At 65.3% G+C, this 15,307-nt stretch carries 15 protein-coding genes; 14 read left to right on the forward strand and 1 reads right to left on the reverse strand.

Going from position 1 to position 15,307, the window contains the following annotated elements; translation table 11 throughout:
- The 4 genes from proB (at position 1) to FJ978_RS17130 (ending at position 4,631) form a co-directional block, all read left to right on the forward strand.
- On the forward strand, positions 1–1,137 hold the full coding sequence (gene proB / locus FJ978_RS17110) for a glutamate 5-kinase (RefSeq protein ID WP_140573031.1): 1,137 nt from the start codon (positions 1–3) through the stop codon (positions 1,135–1,137).
- A gap of 3 nt (positions 1,138–1,140) precedes the next feature.
- Complete coding sequence (locus tag FJ978_RS17115; RefSeq protein WP_140573032.1) at positions 1,141–2,427, forward strand: glutamate-5-semialdehyde dehydrogenase; 1,287 nt, start codon at positions 1,141–1,143, stop codon at positions 2,425–2,427.
- Between the two features lie 205 nt (positions 2,428–2,632).
- A complete protein-coding gene (locus FJ978_RS17125) occupies positions 2,633–3,265 on the forward strand; it encodes a nicotinate-nucleotide adenylyltransferase (RefSeq protein ID WP_181176853.1) in 633 nt (210 codons plus the stop codon).
- A 67-nt stretch (positions 3,266–3,332) separates the two neighbouring features.
- Complete coding sequence (locus FJ978_RS17130; RefSeq protein ID WP_140573035.1) at positions 3,333–4,631, forward strand: MFS transporter; 1,299 nt, start codon at positions 3,333–3,335, stop codon at positions 4,629–4,631.
- Here the strand turns inward: FJ978_RS17130 and FJ978_RS17135 are convergent, their stop codons facing one another.
- On the reverse strand, positions 4,632–5,483 hold the full coding sequence (locus FJ978_RS17135) for a mechanosensitive ion channel domain-containing protein (protein WP_140573036.1): 852 nt from the start codon (positions 5,481–5,483) through the stop codon (positions 4,632–4,634).
- A gap of 241 nt (positions 5,484–5,724) precedes the next feature.
- Between FJ978_RS17135 and rsfS the strand changes: the two genes are divergently transcribed.
- The 10 genes from rsfS to FJ978_RS17185 all read left to right on the forward strand — a co-directional run bounded on the left by rsfS (position 5,725) and on the right by FJ978_RS17185 (position 15,307).
- Positions 5,725–6,102 (forward strand): ribosome silencing factor, encoded by a 378-nt coding sequence (gene rsfS / locus FJ978_RS17140; RefSeq protein ID WP_023777607.1) that lies wholly within the window; start codon positions 5,725–5,727, stop codon positions 6,100–6,102.
- A gap of 70 nt (positions 6,103–6,172) precedes the next feature.
- Positions 6,173–6,655 (forward strand): 23S rRNA (pseudouridine(1915)-N(3))-methyltransferase RlmH, encoded by a 483-nt coding sequence (rlmH, locus tag FJ978_RS17145; protein ID WP_140573037.1) that lies wholly within the window; start codon positions 6,173–6,175, stop codon positions 6,653–6,655.
- Between the two features lie 166 nt (positions 6,656–6,821).
- Positions 6,822–8,210 carry a murein hydrolase activator EnvC gene (locus FJ978_RS17150; RefSeq protein WP_181176852.1) on the forward strand — a complete coding sequence of 463 codons (1,389 nt, stop codon included), beginning with the start codon at positions 6,822–6,824 and terminating at the stop codon, positions 8,208–8,210.
- Position 8,211: 1 nt separating this feature from the next.
- Positions 8,212–9,543 carry a S41 family peptidase gene (locus FJ978_RS17155; RefSeq protein ID WP_023777611.1) on the forward strand — a complete coding sequence of 444 codons (1,332 nt, stop codon included), beginning with the start codon at positions 8,212–8,214 and terminating at the stop codon, positions 9,541–9,543.
- Between the two features lie 178 nt (positions 9,544–9,721).
- Complete coding sequence (locus FJ978_RS17160) at positions 9,722–10,903, forward strand: divergent polysaccharide deacetylase family protein (protein ID WP_140573038.1); 1,182 nt, start codon at positions 9,722–9,724, stop codon at positions 10,901–10,903.
- A gap of 50 nt (positions 10,904–10,953) precedes the next feature.
- Positions 10,954–11,469 carry an RNA pyrophosphohydrolase gene (locus tag FJ978_RS17165; protein ID WP_140573039.1) on the forward strand — a complete coding sequence of 172 codons (516 nt, stop codon included), beginning with the start codon at positions 10,954–10,956 and terminating at the stop codon, positions 11,467–11,469.
- 76 nt (positions 11,470–11,545) lie between these two features.
- Positions 11,546–12,685 carry an alanine racemase gene (gene alr, locus FJ978_RS17170; RefSeq protein WP_140573040.1) on the forward strand — a complete coding sequence of 380 codons (1,140 nt, stop codon included), beginning with the start codon at positions 11,546–11,548 and terminating at the stop codon, positions 12,683–12,685.
- A 270-nt stretch (positions 12,686–12,955) separates the two neighbouring features.
- Positions 12,956–13,378, forward strand: coding sequence for a nucleoside diphosphate kinase regulator (gene rnk / locus FJ978_RS17175; RefSeq protein WP_140573041.1), 423 nt, complete (start codon positions 12,956–12,958; stop codon positions 13,376–13,378).
- Between the two features lie 14 nt (positions 13,379–13,392).
- Entirely contained in the window at positions 13,393–13,935 is a 543-nt protein-coding gene (locus FJ978_RS17180) for a nucleoside-diphosphate kinase (RefSeq protein WP_140573042.1), read from the forward strand.
- A 115-nt stretch (positions 13,936–14,050) separates the two neighbouring features.
- A complete protein-coding gene (locus tag FJ978_RS17185; RefSeq protein WP_140573043.1) occupies positions 14,051–15,307 on the forward strand; it encodes a D-amino acid dehydrogenase in 1,257 nt (418 codons plus the stop codon).

Genomic DNA, 15,307 nt, shown 5'->3' on the forward strand with positions numbered 1-15,307 from the left:
ATGCAGTCGCTCAGGAAATACCGGCGCATCACCGTCAAGATCGGCTCGGCATTGCTCGTCGATCGCGCGGCGGGCCTGAAGCGCGACTGGCTGGCCTCGCTTGCCGACGATATCGCGGTGCTGGCCAATGGCGGCGCCGAAATCCTCGTCGTGTCGTCCGGCGCCATCGCGCTTGGCCGCACAATCCTCGGCCTCGGCAAGCGTGCCCTGAAGCTCGAGGAAAGCCAGGCCGCGGCCGCCGTCGGACAGATCGCGCTCGCCGGCGCCTGGTCGGATGCGCTCGGCAAGGGCGCCCTGAAGTCCGGCCAGATTCTCTTGACCCTTGGCGACACAGAGGAACGCCGCCGCTATCTCAATGCGCGGGCGACGATCTCGACATTGCTCAAGATGAAGGCGGTGCCGGTCATCAACGAGAACGACACGGTCGCCACCTCCGAAATCCGCTATGGCGACAATGACCGGCTGGCCGCGCGCGTCGCCACGATGATGGGCGCCGACCTCCTGGTGCTGCTCTCCGACATTGACGGGCTCTACACCGCGCCGCCGGCGCGCGACCCGCAAGCCAAGTTCATCCCCGTGGTCGACCGCATCACATCCGATATCGAAGCCATGGCGGGAGCCGCCGCTTCCGAACTGTCGCGCGGCGGCATGCGCACGAAGCTCGATGCCGGCAAGATCGCCACGGCCGCCGGCACGGCGATGATCATCACATCGGGGACGCGGCTGTCGCCGCTGATGGCGATCGAGCGCGGCGAACGCGCCACCTTCTTCCGGCCGAGCGCCAATCCGGTCAAGGGCTACAAGACCTGGATCGCCGGCCAGCTCGAGCCGGCCGGCCGGCTGACGGTCGATGCCGGCGCCATCGGCGCACTGCTGTCCGGCAAATCGTTGCTGCCGGCCGGCGTCAAGCTGGTCAGCGGCAATTTCTCGCGGGGCGACACCGTGGCGATCCTGTCGCCAGAGGGCCGCGAGATCGCGCGCGGACTGGTTGCCTACGATGCCGCCGATGCCGTAAGGATCGCTGGCCTGAAGACAGCCGAGATCGAAACCATTCTCGGCTACGAAGCGCGTTCGGCGATGATCCACCGCGACGATTTGGTGGTCAATCACGCCGGAGACGACACAAGCGGAGGATGAGCCATGCTGAAACTGCATGAAAAATCCGGGGACGACACCGTGGCGCTGATGGCCGATATCGGCCGCCGTGCCCGCGCTGCCGCCCGGCCGCTGGCCATCGCCACCACCGCCGCCAAGAATGCCGCCCTCCTCGCAATGGCCAAGGCGATCGTCGCCCGCGAGCAGGAGATTCTCGACGCCAACGCCATCGATGTCTCGAATGGCCATGAGTCCGGGCTATCCGCTTCCTTCATGGACCGGCTGAAGCTCGATCCGGTGCGTATCCATGCCATGGCCGAAGGGATTCGCGAGATCGCGGAACTCAAGGATCCCGTCGGCGGCGTCATCGCCGCCTGGGAGCGGCCGAACGGCCTGCAGATCGAGCGCGTGCGTACGCCGCTCGGCGTCGTCGGCGTCATCTATGAGAGCCGCCCGAACGTGACGGCGGATGCCGGCGCGCTCTGCCTCAAGGCCGGCAATCCGGTGATCCTGCGCGGCGGCTCGGATTCGCTCAGTTCGTCTTCCGCGATCCACGCCTGCCTTGTCGAAGGCCTGAAGGCGGCCGGCCTGCCGGAAGATGCCATCCAACTGGTGCCGACCACCGACCGCGCCGCTGTCGGCGAGATGCTGAAGGGGCTTGGCGGCACGCTCGACGTCATCATCCCGCGCGGCGGCAAAAGCCTTGTCGGGCGGGTGCAGAGCGAAGCACGCGTGCCGGTCTTTGCCCATCTCGAAGGCATCTGCCACCTCTACATCGACCGCTCGGCCGATCTCGACATGGCGGTCAGGATCGCCGTCAACGCCAAGATGCGGCGCACCGGCGTCTGCGGCGCCGCCGAGACGCTGCTGGTCGACCGTGCCGTGGCGTCGACGCATCTGGTGCCGATCCTCGATGCGCTGCGTGCCGCCGGCTGCGAGATCCATGCCGATGCCGAAGTGCTGAAGCTGTTTTTCGACGCCAAGCCGGCTGATGATGCCGACTGGGTGACCGAATATCTCGACGCCATCATCGCGGTGAAGCTGGTCGACGGCGTCAGCGGTGCGATCGACCATATCGAGACCTTCTCCTCGCATCACACGGAGGCGATTGTCGCCGAGGATGCGAAAGCGGTGGAGCGGTTCTTCAATGAGATCGATTCGGCGATCCTGCTGCACAATGCCTCGACCCAGTTCGCCGATGGCGGCGAGTTCGGAATGGGCGCCGAGATCGGCATCGCCACCGGCAAGATGCATGCGCGCGGACCGGTCGGCGTCGAACAGCTGACATCGTTCAAATACCGCGTGCGCGGGTCGGGACAGGTGAGGCCGTGACGATTTTTGTCGTTAGAGCGTGAAGCGTTGCGCCCAGGCACCCCCCTCTGTCCTGCCGGACATCTCCCCCGCAAGGGGGGAGATTGGCTGGCATTTCGGATTTCGCCAATCTTCAGCGCTGCAAGATTTACCTCTTCGCCGAAATTGCTGATCTCCCCCCTTGCGGGGGAGATGCCCGGCAGGGCAGAGGGGGGTGCCTAGCGCGATGCTATCTCCTTCCCCACCCCCAGCACCCTCCGCCTATCTCAAAATGCCGCATGCCGAAAAGGGACTGGCCGTCGGTCTGTTCGGCGGTTCGTTCAATCCGCCGCATGCCGGCCATGCGCTGGTCGCCGAGATTGCGCTGAGGCGCCTGGCGCTCGACCAGTTGTGGTGGATGGTGACGCCGGGCAATCCGCTGAAGAACACGCGCGAACTGGCGCCGCTGACCGAGCGGCTGCAATTGTCGGAGCGGATCGCCAAGAACCCGAAGATCAAGGTCACCGCCTTCGAGGCGGCGCATCACGTGCGCTACACCGCCGACACGCTGGCGCTGGTCAAGGCGCGCAATCCCGGCGTCGATTTCGTCTGGATCATGGGCGCCGACAGCTTGCGCGACTTCCATCACTGGCAGCGCTGGCGCGAGATCGTGCTGACCTTCCCGATCGCAGTCATCGACCGACCGGGGGCGACGCTGTCGTTCCTGTCGTCGGTCGTGGCCAAGACCTTCGACTATGCCCGCGTCGACGAGGGCGACGCGCCGCGGCTTGCGCGCATGAAACCGCCGGCCTGGACCTTCATCCACGGCCCGCGCTCGTCGCTGTCGTCGAGCGCGATCCGCCGGATGGCAAAGGGATAGGGTCTCGCACCGCCGATGTCGCTTTTGCGGGGGCTTTTCGCCGCGGAGTGGGCGATCTTGTCTGAACATGGCCACTCTCGCGAAGCACCAGACCACCATCGATCCGGAGCAGGGCAGCGCGCCGACGCCGCTGATCGCGATCGCCAGCGTCATCGTTTCGATGGCGCTGATCGCCATCGGCAACGGGCTGATGTTCGCTTACATACCGGTGCGGCTCGGTGCCGAAGGTTTCGACCCGACCTGGGCCGGGTTGATCGTCACCGGCCTGTCGGCCGGCGGTCTCGCCGGCTGCATCCTGACCGGGCCGCTGGTGCGCAGGGTCGGTCATGCCCGTGCCTTCATGGTGCTGTCGGCGCTGATTGCGCTGTCCAATGCCGCCATCGGCGCCGGACCGCATCCGCTGCCGTGGATCGGGGCACGCGCCCTCTACGGCTTTGCCATTTGCGGCCTGTTCATCGTTGCGCAGAGTTGGCTCAACGACGCCATCGGCAACGCCATACGCGGCCGGGTGATGGCCTTCTTCTACGTCGCCTATGTCGCCGGGCTCGGTGTCGGCTATGCGGCGCTGGCTTTCATCGACATCAGAGCCGCGGATGCGCCCTTGATCGGCATCGCGTTCACCGCCCTGTCGATCCTGCCCGTCGGCATGACGCGGCTGGCACAGCCGCCGGCGCCCCAGGCAGCCTCGGTGGCGCTGCGCCGGGCCTGGCGGATTTCACCGGTCGGCGTTGCCGGCATGCTGGCGGTCGGCGGCCTGTCGATGTCGATTTCCGGCTTCGCGCCGATCCATGCCACGGCCAAGGGCTACAGCCAGGCCGATGTGGCGCTTTTGCTTTCGGTGATGCCGCTTGGCACGCTGATCCTGCAGCTTCCGCTCGGCTGGATCTCCGACCGCACCGATCGCCGATATGTGCTGATCGGGGCGTCGGCGCTGGCCGCGGCGGCGGGCATGCTTGCGCTCGCGTTCGACGGCGGTGCGCTGGCGGCGCTGCTGGTGATCTATGTCTTGTGGGACGGCGCCTCGGAATCGATCTATTCACTGGCCAGCGCGCACGCCGCCGACCGTGCCGGCAAGGACGACATGGTGGCATTGTCCAGCTCGCTCCTGTTTGCCTGGTCGCTGTCGGGCTTCATCGTGCCGGGCATCGTCACGGCGCTGTCGGCCGTCTTCGGCACACAGGCCTTCGTCTATGTGGCAATCGTCATCGCCTGCGCCTTCTGCCTGTTCGTGCTGCTGCGCGTGTTCACGACGCGGCCCGTGCCGGCCACCGAGACCGGCAGCTTCGCGCCGATGACCGCGCAGGCGCCGCTGCCGGTCGAACTTGCCTATGCGCCAGACGAACAGGGCTGGCCTCGAAGCAATTGATTATTGCCGGCGGGCTTCCGGCGCCGGTGCTTCCGGTGCCGGCAGCGGGATCGATATGCCTTCCTGGTCGAATTCCTGCTTGGCGCGCTTGGTGAGATCGGCCTGGGTGGCGAAGAAATCCGCTGACGATGTCCAGTAGCGTAAGGTGATCGAGACGGTGCTGTCGCCCAGTGCCGCAACGAAGGCGATCGGTGCCGGCTGGCGCTTCACCCGACGCTCAGCGGCAGCGATCGCCAGCAATGCCTTCTGGGCCCGATCGATATCGTTCCACGAGCCGATACTGAGCGTGATGTCGGCACGCCGGACGCCGTTGCGGGTGAAATTGCGCACCGGCTGGTTCCACAGCGTGGAGTTGGGCGCCAGGATATAAACGCCGTCGGCGGTCCTGAGTTTTGTCGCAAAGAGGCCGATTTCCTCGATCGAACCGGCGATGGGGCCAACCTCGACGGATTCGCCGATGCGGAACGGCCGCAGCGCCAGCAGCATGATGCCGGCGGCGATGTTCTGCAGCGTGCCTTGCAGCGCCAGGCCTATGGCCAGGCCAATGGCGCCGAGCGCGGCGATGATCGAAGCGGTCTGAACGCCGAACTGGCCGAGCACCATGATGACGACGAGGACCAGTATGGCGTAGCGGACGATCTTGGAAAGGAAATGCCGCAGCGTCTGGTCAAAGCCGTGAATATGGCCGAGGCCGGCAAAGATCGAGCGCTCGCCGAGGCCGGCGATGATGTAGCCGACCACCAGAAGGATGACCGCGCCGATGGCGGAGAACGAATAGGAGACGATCAGCGTACTCAGCTGCGCCAGGCCGGCCTGGACGGTGAGAAGGGTGTCTTGCGGGTCGATCGGCATGGCGGGATTCCGGTTGGTCGGTCAGCCGATAACCGCCGCTGGACGCGTGGGTTCCGATCTTTTTGCCTGCCGCACGGAACAACCGAGCGCCCAGCGAGTTCGCGTGAGTTGGGGTTCCGTCTTGAAACTGCAACGGAACTCTGCCTATCTAAGTGGTGTCACCCGCTTTTGGGGTGATTTGGTTGTTCTTGCTGCGAAAGGAAATACACTGAGAACAGCACTGCGGAAGAAGGCCGATATCGTGCCTTCGCCGGCCAGGATCAGCGTAGACGACGCCGTGTCCCGTGCCATCAAGACAGTCCTTGCCAGTCTGGAAGACTCCAAGGCCGAAAATATTGTCTCAATCGACATTCAGGGAAAATCGAGCCTCGGCGACTACATGGTCGTCGCGTCGGGCCGATCGCACCGTCATGTCTCGGCTGTCGCCGATCATCTCCTCAAGGCGCTCAAGGATGCCGGGCTCGGCACGGCGCGCGTCGAGGGGTTGTCCGGCGCCGACTGGGTCCTGATCGATTCGGGCGATATCATCGTCCATGTCTTCCGTCCCGAAGTCCGCGAATTCTACAATCTCGAAAAGATGTGGCAGGCGCCGGATCTCGAGGAAGAGACCCTTCACTAAGCTGCCCTGTGTCGTCGCCCAGAACCGGATTTCCTTTGGGTGACATGCATTGGCGGCTTATAGAGGCGGGATGAAGATTTCAGTTCATGCCGTGGGCCGGATGAAAGCCGGCCCCGAGCGGGAGTTGGCCGAGCGCTATTTCGAGCGCTTCGCCAAGAACGGCCCTGCCGTGGGGCTCGAATTCGCCGGCGTCACCGAGATCGCCGAGGGCCGTGCGCAGGGCGCCACCGAGCGCCAGCGCGACGAAGCTTCCAGGCTGCAGGCGCAGCTGCAGCCCGGCACGGCGCTGATCCTGCTCGACGAGCGCGGCAAGAGCCTTTCCTCGCAGGATTTCGCCAATCGCATCGGCCAGTTACGCGATGGCGGGCGCAAGGCGCTGGTGCTCGCCATAGGCGGCGCCGATGGTCACGATGCGTCGCTGCGCGAGCAGGCTGAACTGGTGGTCTCGTTCGGCGCGCTTACTTGGCCGCATCAACTGGTGCGGGTGATGCTGGGGGAACAGCTCTACCGGGTGGCGACGATCCTGTCGGGCCATCCCTATCACAGATCTTGAAAGCCGCCGCTCCGCACCGAATTCCGCCCCAATGCCGCGCAAGATCGCGGTCGGAACCGCTTCACTTGTGCATGTCGTTGTTCCAAAAGCACCGCGCAACTTTGGGCGACACGCGTTAACATGGTTGATGGTTCGTTAACGAAGCCGCAGATAGAGTCGATCGCGAATGTCTGAAGGCTGGAAATCGACACTGAGTCTGTCAACAGGGGGCTCGTCAACACGCAGCCCTTGGCGCGTGCGCGGCGGCATCGCGGCGGCGGCGATCCTTCTGTCGCTCCACGCGGCGCGGGCCGAGAACACGCTCGACATGGCTCCCGATCCGGACCAGAGCCGCGCCGAATACGAACAGGTTTCCAAGGAAATAACACTGTCGTCGGAACGGCTGGCCAAGCTTGCCGCCGACATCGCCGCGGTCAAGAAGGACCACGCCTCGATCACCGCCGCGTTGATCCAGTCGGCGATGACCGAACAGAAGCTCGGCCAGGACATCGAGGATATCGGCGCCAAGCTGGAGGGGCTGAAGAGCCAGCAGCAGAAGATCCGCGCCTCGCTCATGGCACGACGCGACGTGCTGGCCGAAGTGCTGGGTGCCTTGCAGCGCATGGGGCTGAATCCGCCGCCAGCGATCCTGGTCAAGCCGGAGGACGCGCTGTCGTCGGTGCGCAGCGCCATCCTGCTCGGCGCCGTGGTGCCGGAATTGCGTCAGCAGACCGATGCCCTGCTGGCCGACCTCAAGGAACAAACCCGGGTGACGGCCTCGATCGAGGCCGAACGGGCGCGGCTGACGGAGGCGGTCGGCGAGCAGGCGGCGGAAAAGAAGCGGCTGGGCATGCTGCTGGAGGCCAAGCAGAAGCTCGAGGCCGACACGCAGGCGCAGATGGCGGCCGAGCAGCAGAAATCCGAGGCGCTCGCCGCCAAGGCCAGCAGCCTGAAGGACCTGATCGCGTCGCTCGAAGCGCAGGCCGAGAAGACCCGCAAGGCCGCGGATGCCGCAAAGGCAGCCAGTGCCGACCAGACTGGTAACGATAAGACGGGTGACGACAAGCCGGGTGACGACAAGACCGCGTCCCTGGCGGCTCTGCCCCTTCCCGAAGGCAACCGGCTCACCGCGACGGCTCCTTTTTCGGCGCTGCAAGGGCAGATCGCGCTGCCGGTAACAGGCCGAATCAAACGCCGGTTCGGCGCCGATGACGGTAGCGGCGCCTTGATGCTTGGCGACATGCTTGCGACACAATCGGGAGCCATCGTCACCGCTCCGGCGGATGGGAATGTGCTTTATGCGGGGCCGTTTCGCTCCTACGGTCAACTCTTGATCCTCAATGCCGGCGACGGTTATCATGTCGTTCTGGCGGGGATGAGCAGAATCAGCGTCGTGACTGGCCAGTCGGTGCTCGCAGGAGAGCCGGTCGGCGCGATGGGAGAAGCCCGGGTGGCGAGTACCTCGGTTTCGAAGAATGGAAATGCCACGCCGGAACTCTATGTCGAGTTCCGTAAGGATGGAAAACCCGTCGATCCGGCCCCATGGTGGGCGGACCGTTTTTCTGGAAGGACGTGAAATGATGCGGAAACTGTCGCTTCTGTTTGCCGGTGCGCTAATGGGCGCGTCCGCCATGAGCCTTGTTTATGGCGCTCCTGGCTCGTCGGCGAACGCTGCGGGGTCGGAGACCTACAAGCAACTCGCGATCTTCGGCGACATCTTCGAGCGGGTGCGGGCACAATATGTCACGCCGCCCGACGACAAGTCGCTGGTCGAGAACGCCATCAACGGCATGCTTTCCTCGCTCGACCCGCACTCCTCCTATATGAACGCCGAACAGGCGCAGGACATGCGCGTGCAGACCAAGGGCGAGTTCGGCGGCCTCGGCATCGAGGTCACCATGGAGAACGACCTGGTCAAGGTGATCACGCCGATCGACGACACCCCGGCCGCCAAGGCTGGCGTGCTGGCCGGCGACTATATCGCCAAGATCGATGGCGAAGAGGTTCGTGGCCTGACCCTCAACGACGCGGTCGACAAGATGCGCGGCCTGGTCAACACGCCGATCAAGCTCACCATCCTGCGCCAGGGCGCCGACAAGCCGATCGAGCTTACGGTGGTGCGCGACATCATCAAGGTCAAGGCGGTCAAGTTCCGGGTCGAGAACGACATCGGCTACATGAAGATCACCTCCTTCACCGAAAAGACCTATGACGACCTCGAGAATGCGATCGACACCATCAAGAAGCAGGTGCCGGACGACAAGCTCAAGGGCTATGTGCTCGACCTGCGCCTCAATCCGGGCGGCCTGCTCGACCAGGCTGTGAGCGTATCCGATGCCTTCCTCAAGCGTGGCGAGATCGTCTCGACGCGCGGACGCGATCCGAAGGACGTCACCCGTTTCGACGCCAAGCCGAAGCAGACCGACGACATCAACGGCAAGCCGATGATCGTGCTCGTCAATGGCGGCTCGGCCAGCGCTTCCGAAATCGTCGCCGGCGCGCTGCAGGATCTGCGCCGCGTCACGGTGGTCGGCACACAGTCCTTCGGCAAGGGTTCGGTGCAGACCATTATTCCGCTCGGCGAGAATGGCGCGCTCAGGCTGACGACGGCGCTTTATTACACGCCGTCGGGCAAGTCGATCCAGGGCAAGGGCATCACGCCCGACATCAAGGTCGACCAGCCGCTGCCGCCGGAACTGCAGGGCAGGGACCTGACGCGCGGCGAATCCGATCTCAAGGGCCACATCAAGGGCGCCGACGAGAGCAAGACCGGTTCGGGCTCGGCCGCCTATGTGCCGCCGGATCCGAAGGACGACCTGCAGCTCATCTATGCCGAGCAGCTGCTGCGCGGCCAGAAGACCGATCCGGCCTTCCCGCCCAATCCGGAAAAGGCCGTGCTCAACCAGTAGTGGTTTGGCCGGCCAGGTCTGGCCGCCTGAACCAAGCAATGCGATGCTGCCGGGACCCTAGGGTTCCGGCAGTTTGATTCGGGCAGATGCGGCGCCAAGGGGTGCGCCAGGATTGATGAATTCGCGCAGGTCTTCTCGAAGGGCTACCCTTCGGAACGATGCGTCCCGGGGACAGGGCTTGGCTGATATCGGCAAGGACATCGAACGCCCGCTTGGACAGACCGTCCGGGCGCCGCGCGCAGCCGGCAAGATCAACGCGGGCGTGGTCGCCTCAGCCATTGTCGTGCTGGCCGTGGTCGGCGTTTCCGGCGCGATCGCGCTCAGGGAAAAGCCTTTTCGCAAGCCGCAGGAAGTTGCCGTCTCGACGCCGAAGGTGACGGCGGCTGCCGAACCCGCCGCCGCGCCTCCAGCCTTGGCGCCGGCCGCGGCGCCAAAGGCGCAGACGCCAGCCAAGACAGGCGGCCCGCAGATCATCCATGTCCAGACGGAAGAGGGCGATGGCCCGCCCAAGGCGGGGATCGTCATTCGCGATCCGTCGAGCATCGGGCAGAACCTGAAGATCGCGCATCTTCCCGACAAGGCGCTGATCGAAGCCAGCGAGACCGGGCCCTTGCCGATGCGCGCCGCCGATGGAAGGCGGCCATTCGACGTCTATGCGCGGCCCTGGTCCGGCGCGCGCGGGGCTCGCGTGGCGATCGTCATCGGCGGGCTCGCGGTTTCGCAGACCGGCACCCAGGCGGCGATCGCCAAGCTGCCGCCGGAGGTGACGCTGGGCTTTGCCCCGCAGGGCAACAGCATCGGCCGCTGGATGCAGGCCGCCAGGCAGGGCGGCCACGAGATCGTCATGCAGGTGCCGCTCGAACCGTTCGACTATCCCAGCGTCAATCCGGGCCGCAACACGCTGACAGTGGCGGCAAGTGCCGACGACAACCTGAAAAGCCTGCACTGGGCGCTGTCGCGGACCACGAACTATACCGGCGTCATGAACTATATGGGCGCCCGTTTCTCGGCCGACGCGACGGCGATGGGACCGTTCATGGCCGAGCTCGGCAAGCGCGGCCTTGCCTATATCGACGACGGTTCGTCGGCGCGCAGCCTCGCACCCGACCTGGCGCTGAAGGACGGCGTGCCCTTCGTTGCCGGCGACATGGCGATCGATGCGGTGCAGGATCGCGGCGAAATCCTGAAGAAGCTCGACAGCCTGGAAGCGACAGCGCGGGCCAAGGGCTTTGCCGTCGGCATCGGCTCGGCTTTCGACCTGACGGTCGACACGGTGTCGTCCTGGGTGGCCGAAGCCAAGAAGCGCGGCATCGAGATCGTGCCGATTTCAGCGGTGGCCATCGATCCGCAAAAAGGCTGACGATCCGCTGATCGCAACAAACCCACTGGAACGACCGGAGAGAGCGTCAGATGGCCAAAAAGATCGACCGCGAAACGCTGCCTTATCGCCCGTGTGTCGGGCTGATGATCCTCAACGCCGAGGGCCTGGTCTGGGTCGGGCACCGCATTGCCGAACCCGACAGCGAATTTGCCGGCACCACGCAGCTCTGGCAGATGCCGCAAGGCGGCATCGACAAGGGCGAGGAGCCGCTGCAGGCTGCCGAGCGGGAGCTCTATGAGGAGACCGGTATGCGCAGCGTCTCGCTCATTGCCGAGGCGCCGGACTGGATCAACTATGATCTGCCGGACCATCTCGTCGGCATTGCCTTCAAGGGCCGGTATCGCGGCCAGGCGCAGAAATGGTTCGCCTTCCGCTTCCATGGCGATACCAGCGAAATCCAGATCAATCCGCCGCCGGGCGGCCACACCGCCGAATTCGACAAATGGGCATGGCGGCCGATGCAGGACTTGCCCGACCTGATCGTGCCGTTCAAGCGCCATGTCTATGAGGATGTGGTGGCGGCGTTCCGGCACCTGGTGGCATAGAATGACGGGAGGCAGCGCGGTTGCCGCGCGGGTCCTGCGGTCCTATTGATGTTTGTCCGCCACGAGAAGGGTCGCCATGAACGACGCCTCCAGAAGGTCGTTGCCCGGGGATACCGCTGGCGTAAGCGAAGCGGCGGCGGGAGCCATTCTCACCATCGATCTCGGCGCGATCCGTGAAAACCATCGACGGCTGAAAGCGCAACTGGGCGGCGTGCGTTGCGCCGGCGTGGTCAAGGCAGATGGCTATGGTCTCGGTGCGACGCAGGTGGCGTCGGCGCTGATGAAGGATGGCTGCGACACTTTCTTCGTCGCGCTGCTGGCGGAAGGCATCAGCCTGCGCAAGGCGATCGGCGCCGGGCCGGACATCTACGTGCTGAACGGGCTGCCGCCGGGCTCGGAGCCCGAAGCCATGGCCGCCGGCCTGTGCGCGGTCATCAACAGCGGCGCGCAGTTGAAGGCCTGGCGCGCGGCGGCGCATGGCGCCGGCCGCCGGCTGCCGGCCGCCATCCAGGTCGACAGCGGCATGTCGCGGCTTGGCATGGCGCCCGCCGAGGTGGAAGCGGTGGCGAAGGATGCCGGCGCGTTCGAGGGCATCGACATCAGATACGTGATGAGCCATCTGGCCTGCGCCGACGAGCCGCGCCATCCGGCCAACGAGCAGCAGCGGCTGGCGTTTGAGCGGCTGCGTGCCCTGCTGCCGGCGGCGCCCGCCTCGCTCGCCAATTCCTCCGGCATTTTCCTTGGGCCGCGCTACCACTACGATCTGGCCCGGCCGGGGGCGGCGCTCTACGGCATCAACCCGACGCCTGACGCGACCAATCCGATGCTGCCCGTGGTGGGGCTGCAGGCCAAGGTTGCGCAGACGCGCGGCATCGAAAAAGGCACCGGCGTCGGCTATGGTCACACCTATCACGCCGAAGGTCCGCGCAGCCTGGCGACGATCTCGTTCGGCTATGCCGATGGCTGGCTGCGCCGCTCCGCTTCGGCGGCCTGGTTCGAAGGGGTGCGCCTGCCTTTCCTCGGGCGTGTGTCCATGGATTCGATCATTCTCGATGTTTCGGCCCTGCCGCCCGGCAAACTGCGCGAGGGCGATCTGGTAGAGCTGCTGGGTCCTTCGCAGAGCGTCGACGATGCCGCCGGCCATGCCGGCACCATCGGATACGAAATCCTGGCCAGCCTTGGAACGCGCTTTCACCGCCGATACGTTGGCGGTTGAGCGGTTTGGCCGCGCTTGACAAGCGGTCGCCCGTCGGCAAGGTTCGGGGCATGAGCAACCTCGCTTATATCAGAACCTTGTTCAGGGTCTGCCCGATCGCGGGATCGTAGCCCCGGCGCGGCCGCCTTCCGGCGTCCGTCCGTACCGGGGCATCCATACATCCACCATCGTCATCAAGTCGTTCAGCTCTTCGCGGCTGCCGACTGTTCATCACGCCGCCATCAGCGGCAGGCGCGCATCCATTCGATGCGCCGATCCATGAGGTTTGCCATGCAACATGCAACGGAATCGCATCCGAGCGGCCAGATACTGATCAGTGAGATCGACCATAACAGGCTGACCGGCCTGGCGAGAGCCTTGCTCGACCGCACCCCCGAGGTGGCCGAAGAGCTGCTCTCGGAAATGGACCGGGCCGTCATCGCGGACGCGGCGGCGATGCCGGCCGACGTGGTGCGTATGGGTTCGACAGTGGCGGTCAGCAGCGAAGGCGGGGACATCCAGCGCATCACGCTGGTCTATCCCGGTGAAGCCGATATTGCCGAAAACCGGATTTCGGTGCTGACGCCGATGGGAACGGCGCTCATTGGCGCCGCCATTGGGCAGGTTGTGTGCTGGAGCAGTCGTGACGGTCGGGAGTTGTCGGTGACCATCGAAGCCGTCGATACACCGACCTCCGGCCCGCAGCGGCTCTGATCGTGGAGGCGGTGATGACGACCACGAATTGCTGCCTGACGAGAAAGGACTTCGCTGTCCTCGAAGTCATGCTGGTGCGCCGGCGGGCGTTCGCCGATCCGATCGTGCATATGCTTGAACACAAGCTTTCGAGTTCCGACGTCGTTCCCGTCGATTCGATCGATCCCGATATCGTGACACTGAACAGCAGAGCGGTGTTTTGCATCGATGCCGGTCCGGCCGAGACGCGCACGCTGGTGCAGGATGAGGTGCACGGCCCGGTCGGATCGAGCCTGTCGGTGGCAACGCGGCGCGGGCTCTGCGTGCTAGGCATGGCGCAGGGCCAGACGGCGTCGATCGAGTACCCTGACGGCAGGCGGGAGTCGATCCGGATCAAAGCGGTGCTCTACCAGCCGGAGGCTGCCCGGCGCGCGCTCGGGCAGAAACACCAGGCTGATCAGCGGCGACCGCACGGGCTCACGCTCGTCTACAGCGCCGAAGCCTGCATCCGGCCCCTTGGCGAGACGGCTGGAATGCTGCAGACAGAAGATGACGACCCCGGTCCGTCGGCGGCGTGAATGGGCCACAGCGCATGGTCTTGAAAATTGGGATCGATTTTCACCAGGGATCATGCGCAAGTCGGCGGTGTTGTGTCTATCGGCGTCCCGACCGACGCCGCGCAAGGAGTGGACGATGAAAATCATGGTGCTGGGCGGTGGCGTCATCGGGGTGACCACGGCGTATTACCTCGCCGAGGCTGGCCACGAGGTGACGGTGGTCGATCGCCAGAAAGGCCCGGCGCTGGAAACCAGCTTCGCCAATGCCGGCGAGATCTCGCCCGGCTATGCCTCGCCCTGGGCCGGGCCCGGCATTCCGCTCAAGGCGATCAAATGGCTGCTGATGAAGCATGGTCCGCTGGTGGTGCGGCCGGCCTTCGACCCGCATATGTGGACCTGGCTGGTCAAGATGCTGCGCAACTGCACGGCCGAGCGCTACGCGATCAACAAGTCGCGCATGGTGCCGCTGGCCGAGTACAGCCGCGACACGCTGAAGGCGCTGCGCGAAGCGACCGGCATCAGCTATGACGAGCGGACCCAGGGCACGCTGCAGCTGTTCCGCACGCAAAAGCAGCTCGACGGCACGTCAGGCGATGTCGAGGTGCTGAAGAAATACGGCGTGCCCTACGAAATCCTAGACCAGGACGGCTGCATCGCGGCCGAGCCGGGCTTGGCCAACGTGCGCGAGAAGTTCGTCGGCGGCCTCAGGCTGCCGCATGACGAGACCGGTGACTGCAAGATGTTCACCGACAAATTGGCCGAGCTCTGCGTGGCGCGCGGCGTGACGTTCGAATACGACATGACGATCTGGCGCGTCCTCCGCAGCCGCAACCGCGTTGCCAATCTCAGCACCAGCAAGGGTTTCAAGGCGGCCGACGCCTATGTCATGGCGATGGGCAGCTATTCGGCGGGGTTCATGCGCCGGATGAAGCGGCCGATCCCGGTCTATCCCGTCAAAGGCTATTCGATCACCGTGCCGATCAAGGATGCCGCGCTGGCGCCGGTGTCGACCGTCATGGACGAGACCTACAAGGTGGCGATCACGCGGCTCGGCGACCGCATCCGCGTCGGCGGCACGGCCGAGATTTCCGGCTTCGACCTCAGGCTGCACGAATCGCGGCGGCGCACGCTGGAACACTCGGTCGGCGATCTCTTTCCCGGCGCCGGCGCCATGCGCGAGGCGACGTTCTGGTGCGGGCTGCGGCCAATGACGCCGGACGGGCCGCCGCTGATCGGCCGCACCGAGCTGTCCAACCTTTATCTCAACACCGGCCACGGCACGCTCGGCTGGACCATGGCCTGCGGTTCGGCCAAGGTGCTGGCCGACATCATCTCGAGCCGGGTGCCTGATATCGATGTCCGCGCCCTGGCGCAGGAGCGCTATCTCAAATAG

The organism is Mesorhizobium sp. B1-1-7, assembly GCF_006442705.1.
Classification (GTDB): domain Bacteria; phylum Pseudomonadota; class Alphaproteobacteria; order Rhizobiales; family Rhizobiaceae; genus Mesorhizobium; species Mesorhizobium opportunistum.

Excerpts from the sequence above, each read along its gene's own strand:
- proB (WP_140573031.1), top strand. The coding sequence starts at position 1 with ATGCAGTCGCTCAGGAAATACCGGCGCATCACCGTCAAGATCGGCTCG.
- FJ978_RS17115 (WP_140573032.1), top strand. The coding sequence starts at position 1,141 with ATGCTGAAACTGCATGAAAAATCCGGGGACGACACCGTGGCGCTGATG.
- FJ978_RS17125 (WP_181176853.1), top strand. The coding sequence starts at position 2,633 with ATGCTATCTCCTTCCCCACCCCCAGCACCCTCCGCCTATCTCAAAATG.
- FJ978_RS17130 (WP_140573035.1), top strand. The coding sequence starts at position 3,333 with ATGGCCACTCTCGCGAAGCACCAGACCACCATCGATCCGGAGCAGGGC.
- FJ978_RS17135 (WP_140573036.1), bottom strand. The coding sequence starts at position 5,483 with ATGCCGATCGACCCGCAAGACACCCTTCTCACCGTCCAGGCCGGCCTG.
- rlmH (WP_140573037.1), top strand. The coding sequence starts at position 6,173 with ATGAAGATTTCAGTTCATGCCGTGGGCCGGATGAAAGCCGGCCCCGAG.
- FJ978_RS17150 (WP_181176852.1), top strand. The coding sequence starts at position 6,822 with ATGTCTGAAGGCTGGAAATCGACACTGAGTCTGTCAACAGGGGGCTCG.
- FJ978_RS17155 (WP_023777611.1), top strand. The coding sequence starts at position 8,212 with ATGATGCGGAAACTGTCGCTTCTGTTTGCCGGTGCGCTAATGGGCGCG.
- FJ978_RS17165 (WP_140573039.1), top strand. The coding sequence starts at position 10,954 with ATGGCCAAAAAGATCGACCGCGAAACGCTGCCTTATCGCCCGTGTGTC.
- alr (WP_140573040.1), top strand. The coding sequence starts at position 11,546 with ATGAACGACGCCTCCAGAAGGTCGTTGCCCGGGGATACCGCTGGCGTA.
- rnk (WP_140573041.1), top strand. The coding sequence starts at position 12,956 with ATGCAACATGCAACGGAATCGCATCCGAGCGGCCAGATACTGATCAGT.
- FJ978_RS17180 (WP_140573042.1), top strand. The coding sequence starts at position 13,393 with ATGACGACCACGAATTGCTGCCTGACGAGAAAGGACTTCGCTGTCCTC.
- FJ978_RS17185 (WP_140573043.1), top strand. The coding sequence starts at position 14,051 with ATGAAAATCATGGTGCTGGGCGGTGGCGTCATCGGGGTGACCACGGCG.